This window comes from Paenibacillus profundus, from assembly GCF_021369635.1.
In the GTDB taxonomy this organism is placed as follows: domain Bacteria; phylum Bacillota; class Bacilli; order Paenibacillales; family Paenibacillaceae; genus Paenibacillus_B; species Paenibacillus_B profundus.
The window spans coordinates 21,282-39,618 of record NZ_JAJNBZ010000018.1; the positions used below are offsets into that span (position 1 = coordinate 21,282).

Consider the following 18,337-nt stretch of genomic DNA (forward strand, 5'->3'; position numbering starts at 1 on the left):
ATCCATATCGCTCTATAGGGACGCATCCCGGTTACAATCTTTGGAATACAAGTAGGCGAACGATTCTCTGCCTACAGCGTAGGTCGCTTGCGGCACGTAAGGACCCATGTACAAGTAATCCCCTTTTTTAATCGGAATCCATTCATTGTCCAGATTGTAGACACCTTCACCGGATAGCATAATCGCCCCGTGCTCTTGATAATGCGTCTCCACAAACGGATGGCAGCCGCCCGGCTCAAACGACAAAATATGAAAATTCATATCGAACGCGAGGTCAGTTGGAAGCAAGTCCTTCAGCTTGACATTCGTCATGCCGTCGTAATCGATCGCCTCAATATCGTGCACGTTCCCTGCAACGACCCATGGGGTATAGGTACTCCCTTCAAGCGGCGTATATTTCTGCTTGTACAAAAACAATCGCGTATCTTCAGCCAACTCGTTCTCCAAGTACAGCTTCACGCCCGGCGGACAGTACAAGTAACCGCCTTCCTTCAGTGAGAATGACTCTTTATTGGCGGAAGCCTTCACCTGTCCTTCCATACAGTACACGAATGTTTCTACGCCAGCTTCGCCGAAACCTTGTGCATTCTTGCCCCCCTCGTGCATCGTCACCACATAATCGACGAATTTGGCGCCGAGTCGCGGGGAGGCCAATATCGTCAAATCGCATTGTTCAAAGCCAGGTACGATATTTTTGACCAATCCTTCTGGCGGAATTAAGGCGAAGTTGCCGCGTTTGATAATGGAACGGCTCGATAACAAATCTTGCGGATAACCCATGTTTCACACTCTCCTTTTTCTAATGAACCCATTTGCACTACGAATTTTAGAATATTAGATTTTGAGAACAGAAGTATCAAGACGTCTTAGGCGTCTTCTTCACGTTAGCCAGCAGCATAACCGCCGCCCCGACGACAATGATGATGGTTGCCAGATAGAAGCCCAATACCTTGCTGCCCGTCGCATCAGATATGAGGCCGGTGACGAACGGAGCTACGACCGATGACATCATGCCGAAAAAGTTGAAGAAACCGAACGTCGTCCCGATCCCTTGCTTCGGCGCGATATCCGCCACATACGAGATTAAGAGAGGCTCAACGGCCAGCTTGCCGAGAAAGCCGTACAGAATCAGACAGATGATGAGCAAGGTGTTCGTATTAACTGAAACGGTCAAATATAACATGACTGCCGCCAGCAGTTCCAAAATGATGATGAACGTAATCTTTTTGTGCATGAACTTGTCGGACAGCCGGCTGAAGAGCAAGGCGCCGGGTACGGCGCTGAACGCAACCAGAGCGGCTGCAAAGCCGATAGCTGTCCCATGAAAACCCCGTTCTTCCTGCAGATAAGACGGAAGCCATGTAACAATCATGTAATAGCCATAGCAAGTCGCAAAATAAAGCACATAGGAGGCAATCATCTTCGGATTGGCTAACAGCCGCTTTAATGTCGCCTTATCCTGGACATCCTCCTCCGAATCCGCCGCTGCCGCTTTGGACAGCACCGCGGTCTTCTTGATGTTCTTCGCGAACACCAGCATTAAGATGAACGCCAAACCTGCCGTAATAAAGAGCAGCACCCGCCAATCCCAGCCGGCATCCTTCACAAGGAAGCTCGAACCGATGAGGCCGATGGCCATACCAATGGCGGAACCGCTGTTAATGATAGCCGTGGAAATGCCCCGCTTCTCCTTCGGGATCGTCTCCGACGAGATGGAATATGCAGGACCGTAATAAGTGCCTTGTCCTAACCCCGTAATGAAGCTCGCTACCAAAATGAACATGAGCGAGGTCGAGAACCCGACGAGAACAGCCCCAACGGCAAACAGGATAAATCCCGGAATGATTATCGTCTTCCGTCCGAACCTGTCCGCCAGCAACCCCGACGGAATTTGCATCATCGTATAGGCGAAGAAGAACACACTGAAGATGAGGCCCATGCTCGCGTCTGATGTAACATTCAAATCACGTTGAATTTCGGGAAGAATCGGATTCAAGATGGTGCGGTAAATCCAAATGACCGTCCATCCGAGACAAAGCATAACGATGACTTTTTTCCAATATTCCCATTTTCCCTGTTCGCTTGCGTCCCTCATATTACCCACTCTCCTCAGCGCAAATCGATTTGTGCCTGTCTTTCGTTGCCAATCATGCTTGGTACGCCAACTCATACAGTGCATGGGTCAAAGCTTCTATGCCGTCTGCAAGCTGCTCCGGACTGGTGTACTCTTCCGGATTGTGACTGATCCCCTTGCGGCTTGGAACGAACAGCATCGCCGTAGGCACAAACTTCGCCATAATCTGAGAATCGTGTCCTGCTCCGCTGTGCATCGATTTGAACGGAATGTTGTGTTCCCGGCATTGCCGTTCCAATACATCGAGAATCCGGTTGTTCATCGGAACGGGATCCTCATCCATCCACATTTCTATGTTCAACTCCACCCCGATTTTTCGCGCGGTCCGTTTCATCAACTCTGTCACTTCGTCGGAGAATCGGATCAGTTCCGCTTTGTCCGTATGACGGATATCCAAGGTGAACAGCGCTTTGCCCGGCACGACATTAACCACGTTCGGCTTCACTTCAATCTTTCCTACCGTCGTCACAAGCGGATCACCATGCGCTTGCGCTTGATCCAGAATTTGTTGAATCATCCGGCCCGCCGCATGAACGGCGTCTTTGCGGTATCCCATTGGCGTCGTTCCGGCATGGTTGGCTTCTCCGGAGATTTCGACGGTAAAGCGCCGTTGGCCGACGATGCTGTGAACAACGCCGACCGACAGGCCTTCGTGTTCTAACACGCTGCCCTGCTCAATATGCAGTTCGACAAACGCTTTAATATCGGTGCGTGGTTCCGCCGATCCATCGCGGAAGCGGAATCCCGCTTGCTCCATCGCTTCCGTGAAAGGCACGCCATTAAAGTCGGCGATGTCTTGGACATCCTCCTTTTTCGCCACGCCCATAAGATTTTTGCTCCCCCAGAACGTATAAGGAAACCGGCTGCCTTCTTCTTCTGCAAACGATACCACTTCCAACGTGCGCAGCGGTTGACCATACTGCCGCTTCAAGGCCCGCATCGCCATCAAAGCGGCGATGATTCCATATTGCCCGTCATACTTCCCGCCGTTGCGCACCGTATCCACATGGGAACCGCTCATAATCGTTTCATCGGGGTGTTGGCTTCCTTCCAACCGTCCGTACAAATTGCCAATCTCATCGTAATAAGTGGTGAACCCTTCCTCTTGCATGTACTGCTCCAATGCTTTCTGTGCAGCCGTCCATTCCTTGGAATACAGCAGGCGCGAGACGCCTCCATCCGGGTCATTGCCGAACTGGCTCAGCCACTCGACAAGGCGAACGGTTTCCGTTTGGATATTTTCCATAATTGTATCTGTCCTTTCTGTAAGATGTGTGCATTATCCAAGCGGGATAAACGGCGTTCCGCTTATCCGTGGCGCAACCATTTATGGCCGTTTTTGCTTGCATCTTGATTGTAAACGCTTTAATAAGGAATAACATCGAGGCATCTCGATAAAAAACGTCCCTCTTTTTTATCCAAACAGGATAAAAAAGATCAACAAAAAAAACTCCGTCCCATGAGAGCGGTTTTACCCTCATGAAGCGGAGCCTGAATGTCAAAGGCCATATTGTTCCGTGATCACACGCCTGCTTGCTCTGATTATAAAGATAGAGGCCTATCGCCAAGCAGGACGAGAATTTTCAACCCGACCTGCACAGATAGCATCTCATCTGGGTCATCCATATCAATACCGGTAATCTCCTTAATGCGTTCAATTCGGTAGGTCACGGTCTTATAATGGACGTACAGATCCTCTGCTGTTTTGGCAGCGTTTTGATGGTGCTGTAAAAACGTTTGCAGCGTCTTGATTAAATCTTCCCGGTTCGGCTGTTTGTAGGCGAGCAATTTTTTTAACGAATGCGGAATAAATTTCGCAAGCTCGTCAGCATCCTCGATTTGACAGAGTAATCGGTATATGCCCAAATCCGAAAAAGCCGCAATCGCAGATTTGCCCTTAATCATCGTCCCAAGCTGTAAAGCATCCTGGGCTTCCTTATAGCTTCTGGGCAACTCGGATATCTCATAGGCCGCATTTCCGATGCCAACCTGCAAATCGAGATGCTGTACACGCTTGCAAATCGATTGCTGGATGCTCTTAGCCGCCTCTTTAATCGTGCGCACACAGGCTAATTTATCCCCGTGAGCGCTTTCAACATTCCATAACACAATAAGTTGATCGCTCCGGTTCCGGATGGTGCCTTCCGGAAGCTCCTGCTGAATTAATTCATGCAGCATGCGGTGATAAGGATTGTGGTAACCGTACAGGTCCATCTCCTTCTCATTGCAAGCATCCATGCTCCGCAGACGGAACAACACGACGACATAGGTCTTGTTCAAATCCCAGCCGATCAAATTGGCCCGCTGATATACGCTCTGCAGCGATTCAATCTTAGCGTGCAGCAAATCATCGATTAAATCATCTTTGAATTTCATTTCCACTTCTGCCACGGCGTATTGCTTGACGAGCTCGAGCGATAAGGAGGTGGCCGCGTTCTCAATCGCAACGAAATCAAGCGCTTCCACTGTTTTGCACGTCTCATGGATAACGAGGTGGATCTTGATATGATTCACCGTTTCAACCGGAATGACAAAATGGTCGCACGTTCTGCCGCCCCATTCCGGATAGATGGCACGCTGCCGATAATAAGGAAATTCCGTATCTATCCGGGCAGCATCAGCTTCCTCGCGTTCCAGTACCTCATACTGCACCAAATGCGGATCGGTCGCCGATATGGAACAGAAGTTCCGGTCGTACAGGGTGACGGGATTTCCAATCAACCTTTTGAGGGAATTGATAATGTTCCCCGATCCTTTATTAGCAAGTGTAAGTGCAATAAATCGATCGTGAACTTCTTTAAAATACCTGAGTTTGATCACTTGGTTGTTAAAGAGAGATTCCATAACCGGATACATGATTTCACGATAAGGAACTTCTTTCGGAATTTGAATGACGGGCAGATGGTGCGTCTCCGAAGCTTGAATGATGCCGGAAGGGATGTCGTGGACAAATCTGCCCGTTTTTATAATTAAAGCGCTTACTTTTTTCTCGGATAACTGTGCCATGAAGTCTTGCTGCTCGCTATGATTGTATGATTGCAGCGGATATAGACTGCTCAGCAGCAATTCCCCCCCGTTAATCCACTCCGCAATATCCGGAGCCTCAATAATTGTTACTCCGCGAATCGGATTGTTCAGGCCCTGCTTGCCGCTGACTACAAACGCTTGCTTCAATGTATCAATTTGAAACAAATCTTTTACCCTGAATTCCATCATTTCCCGCTCCTATCGATGTAGAGGTAGATTAGTCGAGCAAAGAAAGAAACAAGCCAACTCCCCTATTCCCTTGAGAATGAGGTTGTTCAGATCGTATTGTTCGTTAAAAAATTGGAGTTGTCTTCTATTAAGAGTAACGTAAGTCAGCATGAAATTCATCATTTTCGGCAACTGCGCCATGAAATTTTTGTGACCGAAATTAAAATAGCTATAGGCTTGAAATCCTCCCCAAAAGCAATAAATAGTGATAAGAAAACCTCTATCGAGGCATTTCTAAGATGAGCGACCGCGTTTAAAGGTTGGTTTTAACGCCATGGGGAATATTTGGTTTCACATTTTCGCTTCACAGAACTTAATCATTCCTTAATGGTCAAAAAAGAGGCGGCCCCTTCCAAAAAGGAAGCATCCGCCTCATATCACCATGGTATTACGCTAGATTGCTGCCGCACTTTAACGCCATAGCAATGTTGCGTGCCGTCTGTTCCATATTGCCAGCGGCTTGTCTCATCGCATCGTCCAAGCTGCATACGCCAGGCACGATCGTAAACACCATGTCAATGCCATGCTCATGCACGACTTCATGTCCATCCGACAGCGTGCCCGCGAGGCCGATGACCGGCACCCCGTATAGCTTGGCCGTCTTGGCGACCCCCATCGGCGTCTTGCCGTAAATCGTCTGACTGTCAATTCGGCCTTCACCCGTAATGACGAGATCCGCGTCCCTCACCTGCGAAGCAAGTCCTGTCGCTTCGATGACGATGTCAACGCCCCGCTTCAGCTCTGCTCCCAAGAAAGCCAGCACGCCAGCGCCAAGCCCTCCGGCAGCTCCTGCACCTGGAATCTGTTCCACGTCGCTCCCCAAATATTCCTTAATCATAGCGGCATAATGGACGAGATTGTCGTCCAACTGCCGCACCATGTCCGCTCCAGCTCCTTTTTGGGGACCAAATACGGCCGAAGCGCCTCTCTCTCCGGTTAGCGGGTTATCCACATCACAAGCCGCCACGAATGTAACTTGCTTCAGCCTTGGATCTGCTTCACTCATATCGATGCGGGCAATACGCTGCAGCTCTCCGCCGCCTTGGCCGATGTCGAAGCCATCTTCGGCAAGCAGCCGCACCCCAAGCGCCTGTGCCATCCCCGCGCCGCCGTCGTTCGTAGCGCTGCCGCCGAGGCCGAGAATAATCGTGCTCACTCCCTCGTTCAACGCCGACACAATGAGCTCCCCCGTCCCGCGCGTCGTCGTCACTAACGGATTGCGCAGCTCCTGCGGTACAAGCGCCAGGCCCGATGCCGCCGCCATCTCGATAATCGCCGTCTTGCCGTCGCCAAGCATGCCATAGAACGCTTTCACAGGCGTGCCGAGCGGTCCCGTCACTTCACAATGAATCAATCGTCCTCCTGTTGCATCCACCAACGACTGCACCGTGCCTTCCCCGCCGTCAGCCATCGGCACCTTTACAACTTCCGCATCGGGAAATACCTTGCGCCATCCCTTCTCTATAGCATGACATGCCTCTAATGCGGATAAGCTCTCTTTAAATGAGTCTGGAGCAATAATAACCTTCATTCTCTCCACTCCCTCCCTATTAACCTTTACAGAACCGTTCAGATCTTGTTACAGGAACCAACCGAACACGCCAAACACCAACGTCGATACAATGGCCAGTACCAGACCGATTAATGTTTCATACGGGATAAGACGCAGGCGTTCCTTCATCGCCATATTGACGCTGCCACCCGTTGCGTGGAAGAAGCTGCCGTGCGGCATATGGTCAAAGACGGTCGCTCCGGCGTGAATCATCGCTGCGGCCCCTAAGGAAGCAACGCCGAGCTCCATAATCGTCGAGCCGAACACTGAGCTCGCTACCGCTGTTCCTGCCGTCGTCGAAGCCGTAGCCAATGACATTAACGCACCGCTTATCGGCGCAAGCAAGTAAGCCGGCAAGCCGGAAGAAGCCAGACTGTCGATAATCACGTTCTTCAATTGCGAATTGGATATAATGCCAGCCAGCGTGCCCGTGCCGAGCAGCATGACAGCCACGCCGGTCATCTTGCCCAAGCCCGATATTGCATATTGGTTAATCTGCTTGATGCGGCCCATGCACAGGGCACCGACTAAGCCGCCGACCGGCAAGGCAATAATCGGATCGATGACCCAACCCGCCAACGGACGAAGCGACAATAGAGCAATGGCCGTTATCGGAGCCATCATCGCTGCAAGAAAGCTTGGAAGCTGCTGCTCCCCATTATCCACACTTTCTTGTGCCGCAATCTTCGTACCTTTATTGGACAACCGCTTCGCAATCATATAAGTGACGAAGAGTCCGATCAAGGCCGGTACAATCCCTGCCATCATCATCGATGTCAACGGAATGTTGAACGCCTCCGCCGCCGAGATCGCGTTCGGATTCGGCGACATAATGTTGCCGGCCTTGCCGCCGCCAATCATGGCGAGCAGTATCGCCATGCGGGACAAGTCCGCGCGCTGTGCAATCGCCAGCGCAATCGGCGCTACCGTAATGACCGCGACGTCAATGAATACGCCGACCGCCGTCAGCACCATCGTCGCGAACGCCAGCGCGAACAGCGCGCGTGTCTCGCCGACCTTGCGGACTAACGTTTCGGCAATCGTCTTCGCGCCGCCCGATTCAATCAGGACGCCGGCAAGCACACCGGCTGCCAGGATGCGCAGCACGGCCGGAATCATCCCCTTCGCGCCATCCATCATCAAGTTCACAGAATCAACCAACCCGATTCCGCCAACAATCCCACCGGCAAGCGCCCCAATCATCATGCCATAGGCTGGCGGGACTTTACGCAATATAAGCACAATGGCCACGATCAATGCCGTCAAAGCACCGAGTACAGATACAGATACGTCCATAGTTCAATCCCCCTAAGGTGTGGTAGCAATTCTTTGTACTATTACTGTACCTGTAATCTGAAAGCGCTTCATCATGCACGAAAATGAAATACAGCGCTTTAATGAACGTGTTTTTTGTTCAAATGCACAATTCAACTCTGCCCTTTCCAGACGTTGTCTGTTTCCGGCTCTTTCTCTTCCAGTGCGCTCAACCAGCGGGCCGTCATCAGCGTATATAAGTCGCGAAAACGTTTCGGATCTTTGCCAGCCACATCATGAATACGCTGCAGACGGTAACGAAGCGTATTACGGTGAATCGCTAACCGCTCTGCTACGCGCTGCTGTTCGCCATTCTCCTCATAGTAAGCCTGCAATGTCTGCTGCAGCTCTCCGCTCTTATCCTCCTGCACAAACCCCCGCCACAACTGATGCAGCTCTTCCACAACCCAAGAAGGCTTCACGTTGGCTGATACCGTCTCGTTCGGCATATCTTCGCCATAGTATACCGTCTGATCGGGGAGAATCGCTTGCCCTGCCCGCATTGTATCTTGGGCGGAACGGTATGAAGCGATCATGCCATCGATGCCTGAGTAAGCTTTGCCAACGGCAATGCAGAGCGGCGCGATCTGCTTGTCCTCCAGCAGCCTGCGAATTTGCCCGATGCCTTCGCAAATGTCGGTGTTGGGCTGTCTCGGATGGAGATGGGGCTTAAATAGCACGATTTGATGCGTATTGCGAATGGCGATTAAGTCGATGGTTTGCCGTCCCTCCAGCAATTCCACCACCCGCTTGAGCGTAGGCAGCGAATCGGCGTCATGCTCGCCTCTCAGCTCCATAATGCACGCGACCCGCGCCTTATCCGGATGGAAGCCAATCCGTTCCGCCTGAATTCGCAGCATTGCAATATCCTTCCTGTCCGCATGAATGACGGACAGAAGAAAATCTTCCTTCATCCGCTTGTCCCATTGGGCCTTTTCCAACAGATCGGCTTGCTCCAGATACATTTCCGCTGTCATTTTCACTAATTCTCCATACTTTGTCACCTCGTTCGGATCACCCGTAATGCCAATGACCCCAACGACTTCGCCTTGGAATTGAATGGCCAAGTTCGTGCCAGGCAGCACCCCCTGCAGCTTGCGGGCGCTTTCCTCATCAATTTCAAATCGTCCCTTCCGCTCGATCGCAATGAGCGCCCCTTCATGCTTCTGATATAAGCGCGAGCGGTCGCCGGAACCAATAATTCGCCCTCGTTCATCCATGACGTTCACATTATAATGAATAACCTGCATCGTGCGTGTTACAATTTCCTGCGCCAATTCTTTCGTAAGTCGGCTCATCCTTGTCTACCACCTATCTATGTCAATAACGATATGAAAAAACGCCCTCCATCCGATAAGATCGACGACTCACGTCCTTACCGAAATGGGGGCATTAAGATTACGTTATGTATCATTATTCCACGCTCACATCAGGCTGCCAATGTTGGCCCGTATCGGGTCCAGCCCGCCGGATACATTCATAATGTTGCCGGTTATAAAATCCGATCGTTCCTCACATAGAAAGCGGATCACCCGGGTTACGTCTTCACCGGTTCCCGGACGGCCGCGCGGCGTTTCCTCATCCTTAACGTCCTGCACCTCATCGATGCGCCGCTCTTTATTATCACCTCGGATATCTCCAGGGCAAATCATGTTTACCGTAATGCCGTGCGGGGCTTCTTCCACGGCAAGCGTCTTCGTAAAGGAGACGAGTCCGACCTTGGCCGCGGCATATACGGCACGATGCGGCCATGAGCGCGCTTCTCCAGCATGTCCGAATCCGTAATGAATGATTCGTCCCCAGCCTTTGCGCCGCATCGAATCAAGCAGCAGATGATCGAGCAGTATGACACCCGTCAAATTTCCGTTTAACAAATATAAAATCTCTTCTTCCGTGTAATCAGCAAACAAACGGCGCTCCCGTATAAACGGTCCGGCATTGTTTACGACAATGTCGGCGGGACCCATCTCATCCTTCATCGTATATACTAGCCGTTTAATTTCGTCCATTTTTGAAATATCGGCTTGAATGGCACTACAACGGACACCCTTCGCTTCAATTTCCAGCTTCAGCTTCGCCGCTTCCTCTATACTATGCACGTAGTTCAAGACGATATCGTGTCCGGCATCGGCTAACGTCATGGCCGCCATCTTGCCAAGGCCCTTGGCGCTCCCCGTAATCAGGGCAATCTTACGCTGCTGTTCCAACGTCGCAATCCTCCTCCCGGCGCTTCAAAGAACATCCATGTCCAGTATAGATTATTTATGAGGGGAGAACAACAGAACCCAATTATCGGACCGGATCGTCATCCTGAATCGAGGTAAGCAGCTCCACCCTTTTGCTTCACTCTCCCCTTCCATCAGGAAGCGGCACAACCAATTGCCACTCTGATTCACTCTCATCGTGATCGGCCTCGTTATGGATGGTACCTATACGATACGTCATGTCCCTTATCCTCCACGTTATCCCTCCTGACTGTATGGGAGATTGAAGCTAAGAGCATCGTAATGCTTCGTTCGTGCAGTGACGCGCTCTGACTGACTGTACGGGAGAATGGAGCTAAGGGCCATTGCACAGAAGCCACAACATGTTCTCGTTTGAAAAGGAAGGGGGGCTGCCATTCTGAATGAAGGGGAGATCGAGGCAAGGGATGGAACAGGCTCCAACAATGTAAAAAAGCCTTGGCGTCAAGGCTGCTCATCTTTTCAATGAATATGCCGTAAAGCGCCAAGGCTATGCGAGTATGTTCCATTCAACAGCAATAATTAGAACGCTGGAACGATCGCTCCTTTATATTTGTCCTCGATGAATTTCTTCACGTCGTCGGATTGAAGCGCGGCAACCAATTTTTTAATTGCTTCGCTGTCTTTGTTATCTTCACGTGCCGTCAAAATGTTTGCATACGGTGAATCTTTATCTTCGATGAACAGCGCATCCTTCGTCGGATTCAATTCAGCTTGCAGTGCATAGTTCGTGTTGATGAGCGCCATATCGACTTCATCCAACGCACGCGGCAGCATTGCGGCTTCCAACTCTTTGAACTTCAGATTTTTCGGATTGTCTGCAACGTCGCGAGCTGTCGCTTCAAGGCCTGTGCCCTCTTTCAGCTTAATGATGCCTTGTTTCTCAAGCAAAAGCAAGGAACGTCCACCATTTGTCGCATCATTAGGAATAGCGACCGTAGCACCGTCTTGCAGCTCATCGACGGATTTAATTTTTTTGGAGTACGCGCCGAACGGCTCCACATGCACGTTACCGACGCTAACCAGCTTGTAGCCCTTCGTATTCACTTCGTTGTCCATGTATGGCTTATGCTGGAAGAAGTTCGCATCAAGCTGCTTCTCATGCACCTGTACGTTCGGTTGAACATAGTCGGTAAATTCCTTGATTTCCAATTCAATGCCTTGATCCTTCAACAGCGGCTTGATATGATTCAAAATTTCTGCGTGCGGAACCGGAGATGCGCCGACGACCACTTTCGTCGTTTCGCCGCCCGCATTGTCTGAGGCGTTCGTTGCATTGTTGTCTGACGCCGGCTTGCTTCCGCATGCGGCCAGCACCATTACTAACGTTACGAGAGTCAATACATAAGTCCACTTTTTCATTGCCAACACCTTCTCCTTCCAAACTGCCCCAATTGAATTTTTTGTATTTATGAGGTTGTTCAAAATACTCTTAACCTTTTTGAACACTCACTATATGTTGAAGCTCCAAAGAGCGGGCTTCCCAAGCCTTATTTGCGGGTAAACTTGCGCACCAACGCATCGCCAATCCACTGCAGCACCTGCACGAGCAGCACCATCACGACAATCGATACAATCATCACTTCGAATTCGTAACGGTGATAACCGTAGCGAATAGCCAGATCCCCTAGACCGCCACCGCCAATCATTCCTGACATGGCCGTATAAGTGACCAGCGTAACCGCCGTAATCGTCGTGCCGGCAATAAGTCCAGGCATCGCTTCCGGGAGCAGCACCTTGCGCACAATCTGCCATGTCGATGCCCCCATCGCTTGCGCTGCCTCGATGACGCCGCGATCCACTTCTCTTAGCGACGTTTCGACCAGACGGGCGAAGAACGGAGCAGCCGCGATGACGAGCGGCGGTATTGTTCCTTCCACACCTATCGAAGTCCCTATAATAATCCGGGTAAGCGGGATAATGGCAATCATCAAAATAACAAACGGCACCGAGCGTAGAATATTGACGATAAATGACACCACCGCGTACACCGGCTTGGCCGCTGCCCTATTCGATTTGCCTGTCAAGTAAAGCAGTACGCCGAGCGGAAGTCCGATAATGAAGGTGAACAATACGGAAAAGAGCATCATCGTCAGCGTATCGGTCGTGGCCGTGCTTACTTCTTCCCAGTTCACTGTAGAGAAATCAAGCTTCATTATGCAATCACCTCCACTTCCAAGCCTTTATCCCGCAACGACAGGAGCGACTGTTCCACGGCCGTCTTCTCTCCGTCAAGTCTTACGACCAACTGGCCGTATGGAACGTCCTTCATGCGCGAGATCGTACCTTGCAGAATGGCGAAGCCGACACCGGCTGCAGTCAATACTTGATGGAGCACCGGCGCGTACGTCACGTCGCCCAAATAATTGATCTTCACCACGCGGGAATGTTCGGTCGCCTGCGTCTTGAAAGCTGCCCAAGGCTGGAGCTCCGCATCATTGCGCTCTTCTAGAATAAACTCACGCGTCACCGGATGCTCCGGCTTCAGAAATACGTCGATGACCTTACCCTGTTCCGCAATTGCACCGGCATGAATAACGGCGACGCGGTCGCATATCGCTTGGATGACGTGCATTTCGTGCGTGATGAGCACAATCGTAATGCCGAACTTGCGGTTAATATCGAGCAACAGGTCAAGTATCGCGTTGGTCGTCTGCGGATCGAGCGCCGAAGTCGCTTCGTCACACAACAGTACCTTTGGATCGTTAGCCAAAGCTCGTGCGATGCCAACCCGCTGCTTCTGTCCGCCAGATAATTGCGCCGGATATTTATCGCGGTGCTCCTCCAGTCCGACGAGACGGATTAAATCGTCCACCTTCGCCTGCACTTTTTCTTTCGTTGTGTGTGCAAGCTGCAGCGGAAAGGCGATATTGTCAAATACCGTCGCAGATGACAGCAGATTAAAATGCTGAAAAATCATGCCTATCTTGCGGCGCTGCTGCTGCAGCCCTCCCTGAGTTAGCTTCGTCAGCTCGACGCCGTCAACGGTCACCGTTCCGGATGTCGGCCGTTCCAGCAGATTAATGCTGCGCAGCAAGGTGCTCTTGCCTGCCCCGGAGTGGCCGATAATGCCGAAAATTTCGCCATCCGCCACTGTCAGGCTTACATCGTCCAGCGCCAGCGGTCCGCTTGCTTTGCCTCTCGCATCATATTGTTTGCTTATATGTTCCAAACGAATCAATGGAATCGTCACCTTCCTTTATGCATCGCGTATGCATGATGCATACGCGTTATTGGCTGTCAGCTTATTCATAATCGGACAGCCCGTGAATGTATTATACAGGATTATATATAAAAAGCCCCCTCTTGGCAGATGCCAAAAGGGGGCTACGTCGATTCGCTGTCTCTTGCAGTTGAAACTGGCGGTTGTTCGCAACTCTCCCTTTTCTTATCTGCCAGAACCGTCACGTTCTGAAGGAATTAGCACCATTGACATCTTGCAAGCATATAACGCGCCGAAGCGTCATATTGACCGGGTTGCAAGATCGGTTGCCGGGCTTCACAGGGCCTGTCCCTCCGCCACTCTTGATAAGAAAACGGTTATGAAATTTAAATTGAGTATAATCCAGCATTTGAAAGTTGTCAAATAACTTTTTTTACCTTACGTTTCATTTTTCCAGTTTGCACAATTCCTCAAAGGCGATCAGCAACGTTTCGCATGCCATATGGAAACCATCCTGTAAATCCTGCAAATTCGCTTGGATATCCTCCAGCTTGATTTTATCGCTTAAGCTGCGGTGGCGCTGCCATAAATCATCCTGCATTTCCGCATTCATATGGTGAATTTCCGTATTGCGGCGCTTGCGGAGACGCTGAAGAGCATCGCCGTACTGATCTTTCAAGGCGGTTAACCGTTCGGCCAAGCGCGGATGGCTGCCTTTGAACCGGATTTGACGCAGAACCGTGAAGTAAGAAAAACGATGCTTCACCTTCTCCGTCTCCAATTGCAGCACCGTGTTCAGGAGCGTACCGAGCTTGTCCAAAATGGAGAAGACGCGAATGAATCCGTTCTTGTAGAAATAGACATGCCGATAGTAATCATCCAGTTCCTCATCGTCCATCTCCGCTTGATATCGCTTCGTTACGCGCTCCGCAAACTTATCGGAAGCATAAACGCTTTGTTCCAGCTCATCCAAGGATGTCTTTAACCCGACGGTCCAGATTTCAATTTTGCGCCAATAGTGCTCCGGATCGCCCTGCTTGTCCATTTGCTTGCGCACAACGTTCAAGTAGCGCTCCATCAACGCCATGGCTTCCTGCAATTCTCCTTCGTCCTGACGGGGCGGTTCACCGAACAGAATGCGCAGCATGGAACTCCTCCTTGTCGATACTAGCACGTGAATGGATCCGTGATTATAAGAGGCCCCGTTCAACAACCGCTTATAATCCGTTCGGGAAATAGTCTTTCCAACGTTGGTCAACCTGTTGCACGATATCTTCACGCGGGAACAATTCGTCTGGGTAACCCGGCTTCATGCGCGCATCGATGACAATCGGTAATTTATAGGCAAGATGGTGATTGCGGACTTCCATTCCCGCGTATATATCAGATGCAGGGTTAAATCGCGTAAATACCGTCCATAGAAACGAAAGCTGTCCGTTCGCGACTTGGGCATCATCCACTAAGAACACAAGCGGCCATTTCGTCTCTTTCTCCGTGAGACGCGCCAATACGCGTTCCGCCAGCTGCGGCTCTGCCTCATACGAAGCGCCGGCTACTGTCAAGCAGCCGCGGCAAAAGACGGCGACATCATGAATCTCGCCAATTTCGCCCTCCTCGTACGTATGCGGCAGTTCCCGCACCGGATCGCCTACGCCAAGCAGAATGCCTTTGCTGCCATGGTTCAGCTTATGCCCGGTATAATCGAGCGTATCGTGCGACGTGTTATTCATCACATACAAGTCGCTCTCTGGCTTAAATCGCTCGAGCACCGCTTCGGTCAGCTCAGCAAAGTTCTCTAGGTCAACGGGCTGATCCGTCAGCATGAGGAACTTCGTCAAGCTGAGCTGGCCTTCACCGAGAATGCGGAAGCCGGACAGAAGCGCTTCACGTGAATAGCTTTCGCGCACGACGGCGGCGGCCAAGGAATGGACGCCCGTTTCTGGATATGGATGCACCTTGCGCACCGTTGGCATGACGAGCGGGAACGCCGGGGACAACAGCCTTACCAAATATTCGCCCAAGTAATAGTCCTCTTGACGAGGCTTGCCTACAACCGTCGCCGGATAGATCGCATCCTTGCGGTGATACATCTGCTTCACATTAAGCACCGGGAACTCGTGCGCCCATGAGTAATAGCCGTAATGGTCACCGAACGGCCCTTCCATGCGGCGGACATGCGGCGGCACATAGCCTTGAATTACGAAATCCGCTTCAGCCGGAATACGGTGTCCTTCAAAGCCGCTGTCTACGACTGGAAGGCGTTCACCCATCACGAACGAGGTCATCAATAGCTCAGGCAGCTTCTCAGGAAGCGGCGCAATGGCCGCTGCAATAAGCGCAGGAGGTCCACCGACAATTACGGACACTGGAAGCGCTTCATTGCGCATTTCCGCCTCATGATGATGAAAACCGCCGCCTTTTTGAATTTGCCAGTGCATGCCAGTCGTCTCTTCATCGTATATTTGAATGCGATACATGCCGAGGTTATGATCGCTTCCTTTATGTAAGGGATGCTCGGTATAGACGAGCGGAAGTGTAATGAACGGACCACCGTCCAATTGCCAGCTCGTTAAAGCAGGAAGACCTTGCATCGGCTTATCCGTACGCTTCACTCCCATAATCGGCGCTTGCGTCGGCGTAACTTCCTTCATGCCCACCTTCGTCAAGCCGAGCAGATCCTTCACTAGGCCGCGCTCTTCCCACAACTTCTTCGGCGACGGCGGCATCAAGCGGTGAATCGCCTCGATGCACTTGTTCGCAAACTGCTCTGGACGCGGTCCGAAAGCAAGATCGACCCGCCGCATCGTTCCGAACAGATTGGTCGCGACCGGAAAAGGACTGCCCTTCACATTTGTAAATAAAAGGGCAGGACCGCCTTCAGCGATAACGCGTCTGTGAATTTCGGCAATCTCTAAATACGGATCAACTTCCGTCTCGATCACTGCCAAATCATTCTCTCGCTTTAGCATGTGGATGAAATCACGAATATTAGAAAAAGACAATACGAGCCCTCCTTGAAATGTTCCGTTATCGTTTGGGTTGACGTTTCTTACATATAAATTACATGTTTCCTCTATAAGTATATCTGTTTTTCATCCGAACCTAAAGCGTGCCTGTTAGACAACTTACGACATTGTAAGCTAGGCGTAAGTTGATTCCATGGTACCTGTCGTCCGTCTCCGATACAATAAAGACATCAAATGAAACGCGAACCACAATTGAGGAGGTAGATGTTCATGAAAAACAATCAAATGGCAGTACGCAAACCTTGGAATGTTCGTTGGTTAGCCGCAGCCAAAGCAGCTGCTTCGGTCGTCCTGTTCGGCACGCACGCCAATGAAACCCGCAACATGCAAGAAGGAGCGTAAAATGAATGACTGAAGCAATTGATAACCTTTCATTTCCCAATAAAAGAAGCAGCTCGCTTGAATCACGCTAACCGGAACAACTTCCGAAAAACGTCAAGCGACCTGCTTCTTTTACATATTGCAACTCGTGGGTCTTATGCCCTTAGCATTGATGTATGTATGTCTTCTTATTACTTCCTAAGCTGCCAGACGCGGATGCTCATATGGCACAGAACGCTGAACAACCCGCAAATGAGCGTCGTATGCAGCAAGCTTGCCAACAGGAACAGGTTGGCATCCAGCATTGAAAGGACCACAAATGCCCCGCTGATGATTTGCGCTGCGCAGAGCGCAAGCGACCATATGCCGCACAATTGAATTTCCCGGTTATCCTTATGGTTGTGGTAGGCAAAATGAGCCATAATCGCAACTACGATGAACAGCAGCGCCGCCGCTACACGATGCCAAAACGCAATCGCCGTCCCACCGGACAATTCAGGTATCCATTCCCCGTTGCAGAGCGGCCATCCCATACAGCCTCCCGATGAATCGGTATGCCGTACGAATGCGCCTACATAGATAACAATGTAGGTATAAAGCAAAGTAAACCAGACCCCGTATCGAAATTCCGCACGAATCGGACGGCCTTGATCCGCCTGTACTACAGTTCCCCGTTCATACCGACGCAACACGACGCACAACAGGAAGGAAGAGGCAAAGGCGAGCAAAGAAATTCCGAAATGAAGCGCCATTACGGGTGGAGATTGCGTAAACACAACAGCCAGAGCGCCCATAATCGCTTGAATAATCGTAAATAATAGCGTAAGGAAAGCGTAGCTTACCGCATCGCGTTTGTCTCTCGCAGCGCGCAGAACGAAGATGAACGAGGCCAAGACGAGCAGACCGACAATTCCAGTGACGAAACGGTGGGAATATTCAATCATGGATTCAATCGTGTAAGCGGGAACAAATTTGCCGTTGCAGAGCGGCCAATCCGAACCGCACCCCATTCCGGATCCCGTCTTCGTTACCAATGCTCCGTTCAGCACGACAAGAAACATTCCGATGCATGTAACGTAAGCCAATTGTTTCATTCTACGGTAGATGTTTGAATTCACTAGTTTCACCTGACCCGTTGTTCATAATTGAAGCCGTTCATTATAAATAATAAGAAAAGTATTCCAGTCCGTCTCCCATTATACAAGATTTCCTAAATGAATGTACGGCTAAATTGTGACAAATATTACACTCAGCAGCAGCCCATCGCCTTCTTACTCCTCTAAACAAGAAAATCCGTCCGCAAATGGGACGGATCATGCTTTCCTATCC

At 50.7% G+C, this 18,337-nt stretch carries 15 protein-coding genes and 1 riboswitch; of the genes, 1 reads left to right on the forward strand and 14 read right to left on the reverse strand.

What is annotated here, in order from left to right:
• Nucleotides 1-12: 12 nt before the first annotated feature.
• The 13 genes from allE to LQV63_RS19380 all read right to left on the reverse strand — a co-directional run bounded on the left by allE (nt 13) and on the right by LQV63_RS19380 (nt 16,663).
• Entirely contained in the window at nt 13-780 is a 768-nt protein-coding gene (gene allE / locus LQV63_RS19320) for a (S)-ureidoglycine aminohydrolase (RefSeq protein ID WP_233697960.1), read from the reverse strand.
• Between the two features lie 76 nt (nt 781-856).
• Nucleotides 857-2,095 carry an MFS transporter gene (locus tag LQV63_RS19325; protein ID WP_233697961.1) on the reverse strand — a complete coding sequence of 413 codons (1,239 nt, stop codon included), beginning with the start codon at nt 2,093-2,095 and terminating at the stop codon, nt 857-859.
• A 52-nt stretch (nt 2,096-2,147) separates the two neighbouring features.
• Nucleotides 2,148-3,380 carry an allantoate deiminase gene (gene allC / locus LQV63_RS19330; protein WP_233697962.1) on the reverse strand — a complete coding sequence of 411 codons (1,233 nt, stop codon included), beginning with the start codon at nt 3,378-3,380 and terminating at the stop codon, nt 2,148-2,150.
• A gap of 296 nt (nt 3,381-3,676) precedes the next feature.
• A complete protein-coding gene (locus tag LQV63_RS19335) occupies nt 3,677-5,347 on the reverse strand; it encodes a PucR family transcriptional regulator (protein ID WP_325175907.1) in 1,671 nt (556 codons plus the stop codon).
• A 430-nt stretch (nt 5,348-5,777) separates the two neighbouring features.
• The gene (locus tag LQV63_RS19340) at nt 5,778-6,920 is read right to left on the reverse strand and encodes a glycerate kinase (protein ID WP_233697964.1); all 1,143 of its coding nucleotides are present in this window, start codon (nt 6,918-6,920) and stop codon (nt 5,778-5,780) included.
• Between the two features lie 48 nt (nt 6,921-6,968).
• Nucleotides 6,969-8,237, reverse strand: coding sequence for a GntP family permease (locus tag LQV63_RS19345; RefSeq protein WP_233697965.1), 1,269 nt, complete (start codon nt 8,235-8,237; stop codon nt 6,969-6,971).
• 131 nt (nt 8,238-8,368) lie between these two features.
• Nucleotides 8,369-9,553: a sugar diacid recognition domain-containing protein gene (locus LQV63_RS19350; RefSeq protein WP_233697966.1), complete on the reverse strand. Its 1,185-nt coding sequence runs from the start codon at nt 9,551-9,553 to the stop codon at nt 8,369-8,371.
• Between the two features lie 126 nt (nt 9,554-9,679).
• Nucleotides 9,680-10,405, reverse strand: a complete 726-nt coding sequence (locus LQV63_RS19355) for an SDR family oxidoreductase (RefSeq protein WP_051004543.1) — start codon at nt 10,403-10,405, stop codon at nt 9,680-9,682.
• 615 nt (nt 10,406-11,020) lie between these two features.
• On the reverse strand, nt 11,021-11,860 hold the full coding sequence (locus LQV63_RS19360; protein ID WP_233697967.1) for a MetQ/NlpA family ABC transporter substrate-binding protein: 840 nt from the start codon (nt 11,858-11,860) through the stop codon (nt 11,021-11,023).
• Between the two features lie 128 nt (nt 11,861-11,988).
• A complete protein-coding gene (locus LQV63_RS19365) occupies nt 11,989-12,654 on the reverse strand; it encodes a methionine ABC transporter permease (RefSeq protein ID WP_019423762.1) in 666 nt (221 codons plus the stop codon).
• Nucleotides 12,654-13,679 (reverse strand): methionine ABC transporter ATP-binding protein, encoded by a 1,026-nt coding sequence (locus tag LQV63_RS19370; RefSeq protein ID WP_325175904.1) that lies wholly within the window; start codon nt 13,677-13,679, stop codon nt 12,654-12,656. Before LQV63_RS19370 ends, LQV63_RS19365 begins: the two co-directional genes overlap by 1 nt.
• Before the next feature lie 204 nt (nt 13,680-13,883).
• Nucleotides 13,884-14,033, reverse strand: a riboswitch (SAM riboswitch).
• 73 nt (nt 14,034-14,106) lie between these two features.
• Complete coding sequence (locus tag LQV63_RS19375; protein WP_233697968.1) at nt 14,107-14,808, reverse strand: Cthe_2314 family HEPN domain-containing protein; 702 nt, start codon at nt 14,806-14,808, stop codon at nt 14,107-14,109.
• Nucleotides 14,809-14,878: 70 nt separating this feature from the next.
• Nucleotides 14,879-16,663, reverse strand: a complete 1,785-nt coding sequence (locus LQV63_RS19380; protein ID WP_233697969.1) for a UbiD family decarboxylase — start codon at nt 16,661-16,663, stop codon at nt 14,879-14,881.
• A 234-nt stretch (nt 16,664-16,897) separates the two neighbouring features.
• Between LQV63_RS19380 and LQV63_RS31510 the strand changes: the two genes are divergently transcribed.
• Entirely contained in the window at nt 16,898-17,029 is a 132-nt protein-coding gene (locus LQV63_RS31510; RefSeq protein WP_019423766.1) for a hypothetical protein, read from the forward strand.
• Nucleotides 17,030-17,199: 170 nt separating this feature from the next.
• Here LQV63_RS31510 and LQV63_RS19385 read toward each other — a convergent pair whose 3' ends face one another.
• Nucleotides 17,200-18,102, reverse strand: a complete 903-nt coding sequence (locus LQV63_RS19385; RefSeq protein ID WP_019423767.1) for a COX15/CtaA family protein — start codon at nt 18,100-18,102, stop codon at nt 17,200-17,202.
• Nucleotides 18,103-18,337: the final 235 nt, after the last annotated feature.

Excerpts from the sequence above, each read along its gene's own strand:
- LQV63_RS19335 (WP_325175907.1), bottom strand. The coding sequence starts at position 5,347 with ATGGAATTCAGGGTAAAAGATTTGTTTCAAATTGATACATTGAAGCAA.
- LQV63_RS19345 (WP_233697965.1), bottom strand. The coding sequence starts at position 8,237 with ATGGACGTATCTGTATCTGTACTCGGTGCTTTGACGGCATTGATCGTG.
- LQV63_RS19350 (WP_233697966.1), bottom strand. The coding sequence starts at position 9,553 with ATGAGCCGACTTACGAAAGAATTGGCGCAGGAAATTGTAACACGCACG.
- LQV63_RS19385 (WP_019423767.1), bottom strand. The coding sequence starts at position 18,102 with ATGAAACAATTGGCTTACGTTACATGCATCGGAATGTTTCTTGTCGTG.
- LQV63_RS19325 (WP_233697961.1), bottom strand. The coding sequence starts at position 2,095 with ATGAGGGACGCAAGCGAACAGGGAAAATGGGAATATTGGAAAAAAGTC.
- LQV63_RS19365 (WP_019423762.1), bottom strand. The coding sequence starts at position 12,654 with ATGAAGCTTGATTTCTCTACAGTGAACTGGGAAGAAGTAAGCACGGCC.
- LQV63_RS19355 (WP_051004543.1), bottom strand. The coding sequence starts at position 10,405 with ATGGCGGCCATGACGTTAGCCGATGCCGGACACGATATCGTCTTGAAC.
- LQV63_RS31510 (WP_019423766.1), top strand. The coding sequence starts at position 16,898 with ATGAAAAACAATCAAATGGCAGTACGCAAACCTTGGAATGTTCGTTGG.
- LQV63_RS19340 (WP_233697964.1), bottom strand. The coding sequence starts at position 6,920 with ATGAAGGTTATTATTGCTCCAGACTCATTTAAAGAGAGCTTATCCGCA.
- LQV63_RS19375 (WP_233697968.1), bottom strand. The coding sequence starts at position 14,808 with ATGCTGCGCATTCTGTTCGGTGAACCGCCCCGTCAGGACGAAGGAGAA.
- allC (WP_233697962.1), bottom strand. The coding sequence starts at position 3,380 with ATGGAAAATATCCAAACGGAAACCGTTCGCCTTGTCGAGTGGCTGAGC.
- allE (WP_233697960.1), bottom strand. The coding sequence starts at position 780 with ATGGGTTATCCGCAAGATTTGTTATCGAGCCGTTCCATTATCAAACGC.
- LQV63_RS19360 (WP_233697967.1), bottom strand. The coding sequence starts at position 11,860 with ATGAAAAAGTGGACTTATGTATTGACTCTCGTAACGTTAGTAATGGTG.